The organism is Zoogloea sp., assembly GCF_028689785.1.
Lineage (GTDB): Bacteria > Pseudomonadota > Gammaproteobacteria > Burkholderiales > Rhodocyclaceae > Zoogloea.
In genome coordinates, this window is record NZ_JAQVCN010000055.1 from 19,076 (window position 1) to 32,732 (window position 13,657).

Sequence of the window (13,657 nt, forward strand, 5' to 3'; positions counted from 1 at the left end):
ATCGAATAACCAAGTGTCGTGCCTACCCCCGTTGCGTTCAACCGGCTATAGCCGTCACGGGGCGGAAAACAGGCAGATCACTCCATCGAAAGGTGTTCGAAACGGGAGATGAGAAGCGAGGGACGCAGACCGAGAGCCAGGGCGAGCTTGCCCACGGTGCCCAGGGACGGCATCGAGCCGCCCCGTTCGATCTCGCCGATATAGCCGCGATTGAGGTCGGCATATTCGGCAAACTCTTCCTGGGACCAACCCTGCTCTTCGCGTAGATGGCGCACCACGGCACCGAAACGCAAGGCCAGGGGGCCGGGCACGGCGGATGGGGAAATGTCGCTCATGGAAGGGGGCACCGCAGATCAGTCCTGGACCCACGGCAGGCCGTGGAAACGCCAGCCGCCCAGGCCGCCGCGGCGCTGCTCGGCATCGATCTCGCCTTCAAAGCCTTCAAGGATGTTGAAGGCCTGGGTGAAGCCGGCCTTGGCCGCCGCCTCGGCAGCCAAGGCCGAGCGCTTGCCACTGCGACACAGGAAGACCACCAGATCATCCTTGCGGAGCTTCGCCTCCAGCTCTTTCACGAAACGCGGGTTACGGTTCATGGAGGTGCCGGTCGCCCAGGCCACATGCAGGCCGGCGGGCACCTGGCCGACGAACTTGCGCTCTTCGGCAGTACGCACATCCACCAGCACGGCCCGGCCGTCGCTGACCAGGGTCCACGCATCGGCCGGCGAAACGCCACCGGCATAGGGCAGGCCTTCGGCGCGGGCGCGCTCGCGGGCCTGTTCGAGAACGGTTTCGGCAATGTCGGCACTGCCGGAGCCCGGCGGCACGGGAAAGGTGCCGGCAGCAGCGGCAAGACTGGAATCGAGCATTTGGGTTCTCCCGAAATTGTGTGGCTGGCACCCCTGTGTGCGCAGCCGATGGGAGAACGATAGCGACGGGCTCGTGCCACACGAACCAAGAAGAATTCAGAAGCCTTGCAACCAGCCGGTGATATGCAACGCAGAAATCCTGGATAAGAACCGGGAGAGCGGTGACGGACCAACATGCCGATGCCCAAAGTCCGTGGTCGAATGAATTCGACCCCACGGAAACCCTCGACCCCTTGGCGCCCTCCCTCGTGGGGTCGAATTTATTCGACCATCCGGACTCCGCTCACCGGCAGACCAAGGGCTCCGCCGGCCGAGGTCGAATGAATTCGACCCCACGGGGAGGGTTCAGCCGGCCTCGAACACGAACTGCTGCACCGCCACGATGTCGGCGTCGCCAGACACGCACTTGTACTGCAGCATGGCCGAGCGCACGGCCGAGTGGAACACCTTCGGTCCGGACAGGATATTCACCTCCTTCACCACGCCATCACGGATGGTGGCCTGGGCGCGGATCACGCCGCTCACCCCTTCGGCGCCCCGGGGCACTTCGGGCCGCACCTGGGTCGGGCAGCTGGCGGCGATGTCCATGCGCTGGGGCTTGGGCGGGGCCACGGGTGCCGGCGCGGGCGGGGCCGGCGGAGCGATGACAGCCGGCTCGGGCGGCGGCGTGGGCGTGGATGCCGCAATCACCGGGGCCGCTGCCGGTGGCGCCACCTCGGGGGGCGGCACGTAGGCGGGCGGCGGCGGCGTCCTGGGCTTGGGCGCCTGCTCCAGCTTCACCACCTTGGGCGGCGGCGGGGGCGGAGGCGGCAGCTTCACCTCCTGGATCACCGCCGCCTCCAGCGGCTTCTTGATGACCTTGACGATATCCCGGGCGAGGCCGGAGACCAGCGCGTAGCCGATGACAATGTGCAGCCCGACGACGACGACCAGACCGGTAGCGCTCCGGGACGGGTCCTTGGGCTGGAAATGGTAGTTTGCGGTAATCGTGCTCATTCTATGAATTGCTCGCTGCCAATGACACCAATCTTGGTGAGCCCCGAGCGCTTGGTTGCCGCCAGGATGCTCGCCACCACCTCGTAACGCGCCTGCCGGTCAGGGCGCAGATGCACCTCCGGCTGCACCGCCAGGGCCGAGACCTCGTTCATCTTCTGCTCGAGATCCGCCCCGCTGGCCACCGGCACACCCTGCCAATGGACCACGCTCTTCGCGTCCACATCGATCTTCACCACCTCGGGCTTCACGTCGCTGGGGGGCGGCGTGCCGACGGGCAGGTTGAGGTTCACCGCGTGCAGCTGGATGGGGATGGTGATGATCAGCATCACCAGCAGCACCAGCATCACGTCGATGAGCGGGGTGGTGTTGATATCCATCATCACCTCGGGCTCGCTGCCCGCCCCGCTGCTTCCCACGTTCATTCCCATGTTCGACTCCTTCAGCTGCCCCGGGCCGGGGGCTCGGTAATGAAGGCCACCTTGGCGATGCCGGCCAGCTGGCAGGCATACAGCACCTTGCCGACGCCCTCGTACTGGGCGGTCAGGTCACCGCGGATCTGCACCTCCGGCTGGGGCTGCTGCACCGACACCTTCTTGAGCTGATCCACCAGCGCCCGGGTGCTCGCCACCCTGGCGTCCTGGAGATAGATGGCGTTGGACTTGTCCACCGAGATCACCAGGTTCTCCGGCTTGGATTCCCGCACCTCGATGGTTTCCTTGGGCAGTTCCACCTGCACCGAGGTGTTCACCACCGGGATGGTGATCAGGAAGATGATCAGCAGCACCAGCATCACGTCCACCAGGGGCGTGGTGTTGATGGCCGCGATCACCTCATCGTCGCCCTCCGCGGGCGCTGCACTGATGGCCATGGCGTGCCGCTCCGGGGATCAGGCCTTGGTGGCCGAGGCCAGGATGACCGAGTGCAGGTCGCTGCCGAAGGCGCGCACTTCGTCCAGCACGCCCTTGTTGCGGCGCACCAGCCAGTTGTAGCCCAGCACCGCCGGCACGGCCACGGCCAGGCCGATGGCGGTCATGATCAGGGCCTCACCCACCGGGCCGGCCACTTTGTCGATGGACGCCTGACCGGCCAAGCCGATGGCAGTGAGGGCGTGGTAGATGCCCCACACGGTGCCGAACAGACCGACGAAGGGCGCGGTGGAACCCACCGTGGCCAGGAAGGCCAGGCCCCCCTGCAGACGGCTCTGGATACGCTCGATGGCGCGCTGGATGGACAGGGTCACCCAGTCGTTGAAACCCACGTGCTGGAGCAGACCGTCATGCTTCTTGGTGGCCTCGATGCCCGCCTCGGCGATGAAGCGGAAGGGGCTGGAGCTTTCCAGGTTCTCGGCGCCCTGCTGGACGGAGCCGGCGTTCCAGAACTCGCTGGTGGTCTTCTTGGCCTGACGGCCGATCTTGGTCTGCTCCAGCAGCTTCACGATGATCACGTACCAGCTGCCCACGCTCATGATGAGCAGCAGCAGCAGCACGGTCTTGGCCACCGCGTCGCTGCCCTTCCACAGGGCCTCGATGCCATAGGGGTTCTCGACGGACTCGGTGGTGCCAGCCTTGCCGGCCGGCGCTGCAAGGGCAGAGGCGGGCACCGCGGACGAGGTGTCGGCAGCGGCCGTCACCGCCGGAGGGCTGGACTGGGCCATCACGCTGCCGGTGGCGGTGAGACCTGCAGCAGCGATCACCGCCGATGCCAGCAGTGCCGAAATGCGGGAACGGCCCGCCGTTATCTCTTTATTGAACATGCTAATTCTCCGGAATGATAAGAAAGAATAAAAAATGCTGACGAACAAATTGAATCTACTGTTTTCAATTCGCCTTCCAGGCTGCCATGAGGGCTCCGCCCGAAAATAGAAAACTCCTCACGGGAGAATCGAACGCCAATGCAAGGCCTATTGCACACCCCATGCCAGATCAAACTTTTCCTTTCCATTCATGAACCTGGACTATTTTCTTGAAATCCGGAATTGAAATATGGTGCACACCACGCACCTCTCCTGCTTGAAATCCAACAGTTGTGATGGTGAGTCCGCAGATATACAAATCAGAAATTCTTTGTTCTGGCGCGGGGAACCCGGTACTTACAATTTGAACCAATAACAACCCGGCATCCAGAAAATGAATCACTCCCCGCACATCATCACCTTCCCCGACCCGCGCTCGGTCTCGCTCTCCATCCGGGCCAGTGCGGTGGTCTTCGCCGACCCGAAATCCCTGCAACTGCTCTCACTGATCGACCGGGTGGCGCCCAGCAACGCCAATATCCTGATCATTGGCGAAACCGGCACCGGCAAGGAGCTGGTGGCCCGCCAGGTGCACCTTTCCAGCCTGCGGGCAACGCAGCCCTTTCTGGCCATCAATTGCGGGGCCTTTTCGGAGACCCTGTTTGAAAGCGAGCTGTTCGGCTTTGAAAAGGGGGCCTTCACCGGGGCCATCAACTCAAAGGCCGGGTGGTTCGAGGCGGCCAATGGCGGCACGCTGTTCCTGGACGAGATCGGTGACCTCCCCCTTCCCATGCAGGTCAAGCTGCTGCGCGTGCTGCAGGAAGGTGAAGTGGTGCGCATCGGCGCGCGCAAGCCGGTGAGGGTGGACGTACGCCTGATCGCCGCCACCAATGTGGATCTGGAAAAAGCCGTGGCTGAAGGGCGTTTCCGGGAAGATCTCTATTACCGCCTCAAGGTGGTGTCCCTGGAGCTGCCCATCCTGCGCGAACGCCCCCGGGACATCATTCCCCTCGCCCGCCATTTCATCCACAAATACGCCCACCGCCTCGACATCGTCGAGCCAACCCTGTCACCCCAGGCAGAGCGGGCCCTGCTGGATTACCTGTGGCCGGGCAATATCCGCGAACTGGAAAACGTGCTGCACCGCGCCCTGCTGGTCTTCCACGGCAAGCAGATCGAGGTGGACGACCTGCACCTGCTCGGCCCGCAGATCGAGCGCAGCCCCCGCGACACGCCCGAAACCCCGGCCGAGCTGGAGGACTGCTTCACCCGTTACCTGAAAGGGCTCTTCGAGGAGGGGCACGATGCCATCTTCGACCACATCGTCGATCACGCCATCCACACCGCCTACCAGTGGGAGCATCTCAACCAGGTGCGCACTGCCCGGCTGCTGGGCATCTCCCGCAACGTGCTGCGCACCCACCTCAAACGCATGCAGCTGATCGAGTGAGCCATGGCCGGCAAATCATGGGTTGATGCCAATTACCGCTTCATCGCCGCCTACCAGGAGGTCAATGCCCGCATCGCCCAGCGCCAGCAGGCGCTGGCCCTCTACGTCACCCTGGTGGTGAGCATCCTGGCCGCCCTGGTGGCCCTCAAGCCGGGGGCCACCCAGGGCAGCATGCCGGTGGAGTGGCTGATCCTGGGCTTTCCGGTGGCCTCCACCTGCCTGGCCTTTCTCAACTTCAAGGCCGAGCGGGCGATCACCAACCTGCGCCGCTTCCTGTCCACCCTCGAACGCCTGGAGCGCGACGACCACGGCCTGCCCAGCTACAACACCGACCCCGGCTGGGCCGCCGGGGCCAACAAGGCCCGGCGCTTTCACGACTTTGCCGCCGCCGTGCTGGTAGCGGGCGGCAACGGCATCGGCCTGGCTGCGGGCTGGCGCATCTACCCCGATCGCATCGCAGCCGACCCCCTCATTCTGTGGCTGGCGATCGGCTGCAGTGCGGCCTCACTGCTGGCCCTGCTGCTGAGCCCCAAATGGAGCTTCCGCCCCGACGCCTGATCTGCCCCTGTTGATGGCGCAACAGCCGGGCAACAGCCATGCTGCGGCGGCAACCCGGCAGCGGACGAAAGCGGCCCCGCCATTACCCGATCAATTCAGCCCCATTCCCGTTTCAATTCCGCGGGCGTGGGGCTGAATCAATTCAATTCAAGCATTTGGGCGTTTATTCGCCCCCGGAAATAGCTTCGCCTCAATTCGGCTAAGGCCCCGGCACGAAACCTGCCTTTATTCCGCACGTCGGCGCCCGAGCACCATTCCGGCAGGCGCCCTATTGCCAAGCAGATTCCTCCCCATGAAAAAGAAGTACCTCTGGAGCACCCTTGCCCTGGTCGCCGCCACAACGGCTGCCGGTGCTTTCTATTACCGCGGTGCGGCCCCGGCCCAGGCCGCCAGCGCCGACGCCGCGCCCGGGGGCCGCCCCGACGGTCCCCAGAAAGGCAGGGGCGGGCGCAATCGCGAGGCCGGCAACCGTCCGGTACCGGTGCTGGCGGCCACCACCCGCACGGGCGACATGGATATCAGCGTCAACGCCATCGGCACCGTAACGGCCTTCAACACCGTCACCCTCAAACCCCGGGTGGACGGGCAGATCCAGCGCATCGCCTTCCGGGAGGGGCAGACCGTGAAGGCCGGCGAGCTGCTGGCCGAGATCGACCCGCGCCCCTACACCGCCGCCCTGGAGCAGGCCAGCGGCCAGCTCAAGCGCGACGAGGCCCTGCTGGCCAATGCCCGGCTCGACCTGGAACGTTACAAAGGCCTGCTGGCCAAGGACTCCATCGCCCGCCAGCAGGTGGACGCCCAGGAAGCCCAGGTGCGCCAGCTCGAAGGCACGGTGCAGACCGGCAAGGCCCTGGTGGACACCGCCCGCCTCAACCTCAGCTTTACCAAGGTCACCGCCCCGGTGGAGGGCACCCTGGGCCTGCGCCAGGTGGACGCCGGCAACATGGTGCGCGCCAGCGACGCTACCGGCCTGGTGATCCTCACCCAGACCCGCCCCATCTCCGTACTCTTCGCCGTACCCGCCAGCCACCTGCCGGCCATCCAGGGCCGCGCCGGCAAAACCCTCAGCGTGGAAGCCTGGGACCGGGACGGCCGGCGCAAGCTGGCAAGCGGGCGCCTGGTGAGCACCGACAACCTCATCGACACCAGCACCGGCACCGTGCGCCTGAAGGCCCAGTTCGACAATGCCGACGGCGCGCTCTTCCCCAACCAGTTCGTCAGCGCCCGCCTGCGCGTGGACACCCGCCACGACGCGGTGCTGGTGCCCTCGGCCGCCATCCTCAAGGGTGCCCAGGGCAGCTTCGTGTATGTGGTCAATGAGCAGGACAAGACCGCCAGCATGCGCCCGGTGGTCCTCGGCCCGGCCACCGCCGACACGGTGAGCATCGAATCCGGGCTGGCCGCCGGCGAGAAGATCGTCGTTGAAGGCGTCGACCGCCTGCGCGATGGCGCCCCGGTGGAGCTCGCCTCGCCCGAATCACGCCAGCGCGGCAACGGTGGCCCTGCCGGCCCCGACGCCGAGCGTCGCGAGCGCAAGAAGCCGGCATGAACCCGTCGCGTCCCTTCATCCTCCGGCCGGTGGCAACCTCGCTGCTGATGCTGGCGATTCTCCTCGTCGGTCTGATCGCCCTGCGCCTGTTGCCCGTTTCCGCCCTGCCGGAGGTCGAATACCCCACCATCCAGATCGCCACCCGCTACCCGGGCGCCAGCCCCGACGTCACCACCTCGGCCATCACCGCGCCCCTGGAACGCCAGTTCGGCCAGATGCCCGGCCTCAAGCGCATGTCGTCCACCAGCGGCGAGGGCATCTCCGTCATCACCCTGCAGTTCGACCTGAGCCTGAAGATGGATGTGGCCGAGCAGCAGGTGCAGGCGGCCATCAGCACTGCCGGCAGCTTCCTGCCCCAGGATCTGCCCATGCCGCCGGTGTACAGCAAGATCACCCCCGCCGACGCCCCCATCCTGACCCTGGCGGTCAGCTCCGGCAGCCTGCCCATGGCGCGCCTGGCTGACCTGGTGGATACGCGCATCGCCATGAAGATCTCCCAGCTGCCGGGCATCGGCCTCGTCACCATCGGCGGCGGGCTGCGCCCCGCCGTGCGGGTGCAGGTCAATCCCCAGGCCCTGGCCTCGGCCGGGCTGAGCCTGGAGGACGTGCGCAGCGCCATTGCCAACGCCAACGTCAACATGGCCAAGGGCAGCTTCGACGGCCCGGTGAAGGCCACCACCCTGGATTCCAACGACCAGCTCCAGTCCGCCGAGGACTACCGCCGTCTCACCCTGGCCTGGCGCAACGGCGCCCCCATCCGTCTGGGCGACGTGGCCGAGGCCGTGGAGGGCGTGGAGAACACCCGCCTTGCCGCCTGGGCCGACAAGAGCCCTGCAGTGATCATCAACATCCACCGCCAGCCCGGCGCCAACGTCATCGACACCGCCGAGCGGGTGCAGGCCCTGCTGCCGGCCCTGGCCGACGACCTGCCCACCTCGGTGGACCTGCGCCTGCTCACCGACCGCACCACCTCCATCCGCGCCTCGGTGCGCGACGTGCAGTTCGAGCTGGTGCTGGCCGTGGCCCTGGTGGTGGGGGTGATCTTCCTGTTCCTGCGCAGCTTCACCGCCACCCTGATCCCGGCGGTGGCCGTGCCCCTGTCCCTGGTGGGCACCTTTGCGGTGATGTACGCCGCCGGTTTCTCCATCAACAACCTCACCCTGATGGCCCTCACCATCGCCACCGGCTTCGTGGTGGACGACGCCATCGTGATGATCGAGAACATCAGCCGCCACGTGGAAGACGGCGAGACGCCGCTGGAAGCCGCCCTCAAGGGGGCAAAGCAGATCGGCTTCACCATCATCTCCCTCACCGTCTCGCTGATCGCCGTGCTGATTCCACTGATCTTCATGGGTGACGTGGTGGGCCGCCTGTTCCGGGAGTTCGCCATCACCCTGGCGGTGTCCATCCTGATCTCGGCAGTGGTGTCCCTGACCCTCACCCCGATGATGTCGGCCCGCCTGCTCAAGCCCACCGGCCATCGCCACGAACACAACGGCGCCCTCTTCCAGGCCATCGTGGACCGCTACGCGCGCATGCTCGACTGGGTGCTGGCGCGCCAACGCCTGACCCTGCTGGTGTCGGTGGGCACCCTGGCCCTCACCGTGCTGCTGTATGTGCTGATCCCCAAGGGCTTCTTCCCGGTGCAGGACACCGGCCTCATCCAGGCCATCTCCGACGCCCCCCAGGACAGCTCCTTCAGGGCCATGGCCGAGCGCCAGCGCGCCCTCGCCGAGGTGGTGCTGGCCGACCCGGCGGTGGACAACCTGTCTTCCTTCATCGGCGTGGACGGCACCAACACCACCCTCAACAGCGGGCGCATGCTCATCCGCCTCAAGCCCCACGGCGAACGGGACGCCAGCGCCGCCGAGGTGATCCGCCGCCTCCAGGCCAGCCTCGCCGACAAGCGCCTGGACACCCGCCTGTTCATGCAGCCGGTGCAGGACCTCTCCATCGAGGACCGGGCCAGCCGCACCCAGTACCAGTTCAGCCTGGAGAGCGCCAACGAGGCCCAGCTGGCAGAATGGTCGCGCCGCCTGCTCGAACGCCTGCAGGCCCTGCCCGAGCTGGCCGACGTAGCCTCCGACCTGCAGGACCGGGGCGCCCTGGCCTACATCGACATCGACCGGGACAGCGCCGGCCGCCTGGGCATCACCCCCGCCGCCATCGACAACGCCCTCTACAGCGCCTTCGGCCAGCGCCAGGTATCCAACATCTTCACCCAGTCGGCCCTCTACCGGGTGGTGCTGGAGGTGGCCCCCGAGTTCCAGACCAGCCCGGCCGCACTGGAGCACATCTACGTACCCGCGGCCGGCGGGCGCAGCGTGCCCCTGTCGTCGGTGGCGCGCATCAGCGAACGCCACACCGTGCTGGCCATCAACCACCTGGGCCAGTTTCCGGCGGTGACCCTGTCCTTCAACCTCGCCCCCGGCGTGGCCCTGGGCGACGCAGTCAAGGCCATCCGCGCCGCCGAGGCCGGGCTGGGCCTGCCCCGAGGCGTGCGCAGCAGCTTTCAGGGCGCCGCCCTGGCCTTCCAGGCCTCCCTGGACAACACCCTGCTGCTCATCCTCGCCGCCGTGGTGACCATGTACATCGTGCTGGGCGTGCTCTACGAGAGCACCATCCATCCGGTCACCATCCTGTCCACCCTGCCCTCGGCCGGCGTGGGTGCGCTGCTGGCCCTGCTGGTGTCAGGCCATGAGCTGGGCATGATCGGCATCATCGGGATCATCCTGCTCATCGGCATCGTCAAGAAGAACGCCATCATGATGATCGACTTCGCCCTGGAGGCGGAGCGGGAGCAAGGCAAGTCGCCCTTCGAGGCCATCCGTGAAGCCTGCCTGCTGCGCTTCCGGCCCATCCTGATGACCACCCTGGCCGCCCTGCTGGGCGCCCTGCCCCTGATGCTGGGCAGCGGCGTCGGCTCCGAGCTGCGCCAGCCCCTGGGCATCACCATGGTCGGCGGCCTGCTGCTGAGCCAGGTGCTCACCATCTTCACCACCCCGGTGATCTACCTGGCCTTCGACCGGGCCGCCCGTCACTGGAAGGCGGCCTTCGCATGATCCGCCTGCCGCTGCGCCACGTCCGCGGGCGACTGAAGTCGCCCCTACACAGCCCGGGCCCTGTCTCCTCCCGCGCCATCGCCCCCCCCGTAGGGGCGACTTCAGTCGCCCTCCGCCCGCAAAGAGGGCGCCGGCCATGAACCTGTCGGCCCTCTTCATCCGCCGCCCGGTGGCCACCTCCCTGCTCGCGCTGGCGATTGCCCTGGTGGGGCTGGTGGCCTACCGGCTGCTGCCGGTGGCGGCTCTGCCCCAGGTGGACTTCCCCACCCTCACGGTCTCCGCCAGCCTGCCCGGGGCCAGCCCGGAGACCATGGCCGCCACCGTGGCAACGCCCCTGGAGCGGGCCCTCGGCACCATTGCCGGGGTCACCGAGCTGACCTCCACCAGTTCCCTGGGCAGCACCCGCATCACCCTGCAGCTCGACCTGGACCAGAACATCGAGACTGCCGCGAAGAGCGTGCAGGCGGCCCTCAACGCCACCCGCGCCCAGCTGCCCAGCGGCATGGCGGGCAACCCCAGCTACCGCAAGATCAACCCTTCCGACGCACCGGTGCTGATCCTGTCCCTCACCTCCGACAGCGTCTCCCGGGCCCGCATGTACGACCTGGCCTCCACGGTGCTGGCCCAGCGCCTGGCCCAGGTGAAGGGCGTCGGCCAGGTCAGCCTGGGCGGCGGCTCGCTGCCGGCGGTACGGGTGGAAGTGGACCCGGCCACCCTCGCCTCTGCCGGCATCGGTGTGGAGAGCGTGCGCCAGGCCATCGACGCGGCCAACGTGACCCGCCCCAAAGGCAGCCTGGAGAATGCCGACAAACACTGGCAGCTGGGCGCCAGCGACCAGGCCAGCCGGGCCGCCGACTACCTGCCCACCATCGTGTCGTGGAAGAACAACGCCGCCGTGCGCCTGGGCGACGTGGCCCGGGTCTTCGATGGCGAGCAGGACACCCGCAACATCGGCCTCGCCAATGACAAGCCGGCGGTGATCCTGCTGGTCAACCGCCAGCCCGACGCCAACGTGATCGAGACCGTCGAACGGGCCCTGACCATCCTGCCCCTGCTGCGCGCCGAGTTGCCCCCCGAAATCAAGCTCGACGTGGTGGCCGACCGCACCCTCACCATCCGCTCGTCCCTGCGCGAGGTGCAGCACACCCTGCTGCTCTCGGTGGCCCTGGTGATCATGGTGGTCTTCCTCTTCCTGCGCAATGCGCGGGCCGCCCTCATCCCCAGCGTGGCCGTGCCGGTGTCCCTGCTCGGCACCTTCGCGGTGATGTACCTGTGCGGTTTCTCCCTCAACAACTTCTCCCTGATGGCGCTGGTCATCGTCACCGGCTTCGTGGTGGATGACGCGGTGGTGGTGCTGGAGAACATCAGCCGTCATCTGGAGGCCGGCATGCGCCCCTTCGATGCGGCCCTCAAGGGTGCCCGGGAGGTAGGCTTCACGGTGCTGGCCATGAGCCTGTCCCTGGTCGCCGTGTTCATCCCCATCCTGCTCATGGGCGGCATCGTCGGGCGCCTGTTCCGGGAGTTCGCCATCACCCTGTCGGCGGCCATCCTGGTGTCCCTGGTGGTGTCCCTGACCCTCACCCCGATGATGGCCGCCCACCTGCTGCGCTCCCCGCCGCCCGACGCTGCGCCGCGCCAGCCCTCCCTCGCCACCCGTGCCCTCGACGCGCTGATCGCCGGCTACGGCCGCAGCCTGGCCCTGGTGCTGCGCCACCCCTGGGTGACCCTGGCGGTGCTGCTGGCCACGGTGGCCTTCAACATCCACCTGTACGGCATCGTCCCCAAGGGCTTCTTCCCCCAGCAGGACACCGGCCGCATCATGGGCTTCATCGACGCCGACCAGCGCACCTCCTTCCAGTCCATGCAGGGCAAGCTGGCCCGCTTCGTTTCCATCGTGCAGAACGATCCGGCGGTGGATAACGTGGTCGGCTATGCCGGCGGCGGCGGCGGAGGGGGCCCTCGGGGCGGCAGCGGCATGATGTTCGTGACCCTCAAGCCCCTCGCCGAACGCAAGATGAACGCTGACCAGGTGATCGCCCGCCTGCGCGGCAAGCTCACCCGCGAGCCGGGCGCCAGCCTGTTCCTGGTGGCGGCCCAGGACATCCGGATTGGCGGTCGCATGTCCGGTGCCCAGTACGAATTCACCCTGCAGTCCGATTCCCTGCAGACCCTCAAAACCTGGGAGCCACGCATCCGCGAGGCCATGCGCAAGCTGCCCCAGCTTGAAGACGTGAGCTCCGACCGCCAGGACAAGGGCGAGCAGACCTACCTGCAGGTAGACCGGGACGCCATGGCCCGCCTGGGCCTCAACCAGCGCCTGGTCAATGCCACCCTCAACGACCTCTTCGGCCAGCGCCTGGTGTCCACCATCTACGGCCCCCTCAACCAGTACCGGGTGGTGCTGGAGGCCGAACAGCGCCACCTGCAAAGCCCCGAGGCCCTCAACGACCTGTTCGTGGTGAACCCGGCTGGCAACCGTGTGCCCCTGGCTGCCTTTGCCCGCTGGGAGGCCGGCAGCATGCCCCTGGCCGTGCATCACCAGGGCGGCAGCGTGGCCACCACGATCTCCTTCAACCTGCCCCTCGGCGTGTCCCTGTCCGAGGCCACCGACGCGGTACGCCTGGAGATGGCGCGTATCGGCGTACCCAGCGCGGTGCACGGCAGCTTCGAGGGCAACGCCAAGGCCTTCCAGGCCTCTCTCAAAAGCCAGCCCCTGCTGATCCTCGCCGCCATCGTGGCGGTGTATCTGATCCTCGGCATGCTCTACGAGAACCTGATGCACCCCGTCACCATCCTGTCCACCCTGCCCTCGGCCGGCGTCGGCGCCATCCTCGCCCTGATCCTGTCGAACACCGAGTTCGGCGTGATTTCCCTGATCGGGGTGATCCTGCTCATCGGCATCGTCATGAAGAACGCCATCATGATGATCGACTTCGCCATAGAGGCAGAACGGAGCCGCGACCTGTCGCCCCGGGACGCCATCTTCGAGGCCTGCCTGTTGCGCTTCCGGCCGATCATGATGACCACCGTGGCGGCCCTGTTCGGGGCCCTGCCCCTGGCCTTCGGCGTGGGCGACGGGGCCGAGCTGCGCCAGCCCCTGGGCATCACCATCGTCGGCGGCCTCGTCCTCAGCCAGATCCTCACCCTCTACACCACGCCCGTGGTTTACCTCCAGCTCGACCGACTGCGCCTGGCCCTCGGCCGCCGCCGGCGCAGCACCCCGGGCCTGCCCGCAACGCCTCCCCTGCAGCCATGAACCACCACGCCTCTGCCCGCATGAAACCCCGCCTCGCCCTGCTCTGCGCCATCCTGCTCCTGGCCGGCTGCGCCGTCGGCCCCGACTATCAACGCCCGGACGCCCCCGTCTCCGCCCAGTTCCGCGAAGCCGACGGCTGGAAGCTCGCCGCCGCCGGCGATCCCCAGGCCCAGCCCGCCGCCAGCACC

Annotated in this window: 12 protein-coding genes; 5 read left to right on the forward strand and 7 right to left on the reverse strand. The window is 67.3% G+C overall.

What is annotated here, in order from left to right:
* Window positions 1-77: 77 nt before the first annotated feature.
* The 7 genes from PHI64_RS18505 to PHI64_RS18535 form a co-directional block, all read right to left on the reverse strand.
* Window positions 78-335: a helix-turn-helix transcriptional regulator gene (locus PHI64_RS18505; RefSeq protein WP_299886010.1), complete on the reverse strand. Its 258-nt coding sequence runs from the start codon at window positions 333-335 to the stop codon at window positions 78-80.
* An 18-nt stretch (window positions 336-353) separates the two neighbouring features.
* Window positions 354-866, reverse strand: a complete 513-nt coding sequence (locus PHI64_RS18510) for a rhodanese-like domain-containing protein (RefSeq protein WP_299886013.1) — start codon at window positions 864-866, stop codon at window positions 354-356.
* A 345-nt stretch (window positions 867-1,211) separates the two neighbouring features.
* Window positions 1,212-1,862: an energy transducer TonB gene (locus PHI64_RS18515; RefSeq protein ID WP_299886016.1), complete on the reverse strand. Its 651-nt coding sequence runs from the start codon at window positions 1,860-1,862 to the stop codon at window positions 1,212-1,214.
* Entirely contained in the window at window positions 1,859-2,290 is a 432-nt protein-coding gene (locus tag PHI64_RS18520) for a biopolymer transporter ExbD (protein ID WP_296572219.1), read from the reverse strand. The genes PHI64_RS18515 and PHI64_RS18520 overlap by 4 nt, the downstream gene beginning before the upstream one ends.
* An 11-nt stretch (window positions 2,291-2,301) precedes the next feature.
* Entirely contained in the window at window positions 2,302-2,730 is a 429-nt protein-coding gene (locus PHI64_RS18525) for a biopolymer transporter ExbD (RefSeq protein WP_299886021.1), read from the reverse strand.
* 18 nt (window positions 2,731-2,748) lie between these two features.
* Complete coding sequence (locus PHI64_RS18530; protein WP_299886024.1) at window positions 2,749-3,615, reverse strand: MotA/TolQ/ExbB proton channel family protein; 867 nt, start codon at window positions 3,613-3,615, stop codon at window positions 2,749-2,751.
* A gap of 169 nt (window positions 3,616-3,784) precedes the next feature.
* Complete coding sequence (locus tag PHI64_RS18535) at window positions 3,785-3,997, reverse strand: hypothetical protein (RefSeq protein WP_299886027.1); 213 nt, start codon at window positions 3,995-3,997, stop codon at window positions 3,785-3,787.
* Between PHI64_RS18535 and PHI64_RS18540 the strand changes: the two genes are divergently transcribed.
* The 5 genes from PHI64_RS18540 (at window position 3,989) to PHI64_RS18560 (ending at window position 13,469) form a co-directional block, all read left to right on the forward strand.
* Window positions 3,989-5,044: a sigma 54-interacting transcriptional regulator gene (locus tag PHI64_RS18540; protein WP_299886030.1), complete on the forward strand. Its 1,056-nt coding sequence runs from the start codon at window positions 3,989-3,991 to the stop codon at window positions 5,042-5,044. The two genes, PHI64_RS18535 and PHI64_RS18540, sit on opposite strands and share 9 nt — an antisense overlap.
* Before the next feature lie 3 nt (window positions 5,045-5,047).
* On the forward strand, window positions 5,048-5,602 hold the full coding sequence (locus PHI64_RS18545) for a hypothetical protein (RefSeq protein ID WP_299886033.1): 555 nt from the start codon (window positions 5,048-5,050) through the stop codon (window positions 5,600-5,602).
* 292 nt (window positions 5,603-5,894) lie between these two features.
* Window positions 5,895-7,151: an MdtA/MuxA family multidrug efflux RND transporter periplasmic adaptor subunit gene (locus tag PHI64_RS18550; protein ID WP_299886036.1), complete on the forward strand. Its 1,257-nt coding sequence runs from the start codon at window positions 5,895-5,897 to the stop codon at window positions 7,149-7,151.
* Window positions 7,148-10,213 (forward strand): MdtB/MuxB family multidrug efflux RND transporter permease subunit, encoded by a 3,066-nt coding sequence (locus tag PHI64_RS18555; RefSeq protein ID WP_299886039.1) that lies wholly within the window; start codon window positions 7,148-7,150, stop codon window positions 10,211-10,213. Before PHI64_RS18550 ends, PHI64_RS18555 begins: the two co-directional genes overlap by 4 nt.
* Window positions 10,214-10,349: 136 nt before the next feature.
* Window positions 10,350-13,469, forward strand: a complete 3,120-nt coding sequence (locus PHI64_RS18560) for a multidrug efflux RND transporter permease subunit (RefSeq protein ID WP_299886042.1) — start codon at window positions 10,350-10,352, stop codon at window positions 13,467-13,469.
* Window positions 13,470-13,657: the final 188 nt, after the last annotated feature.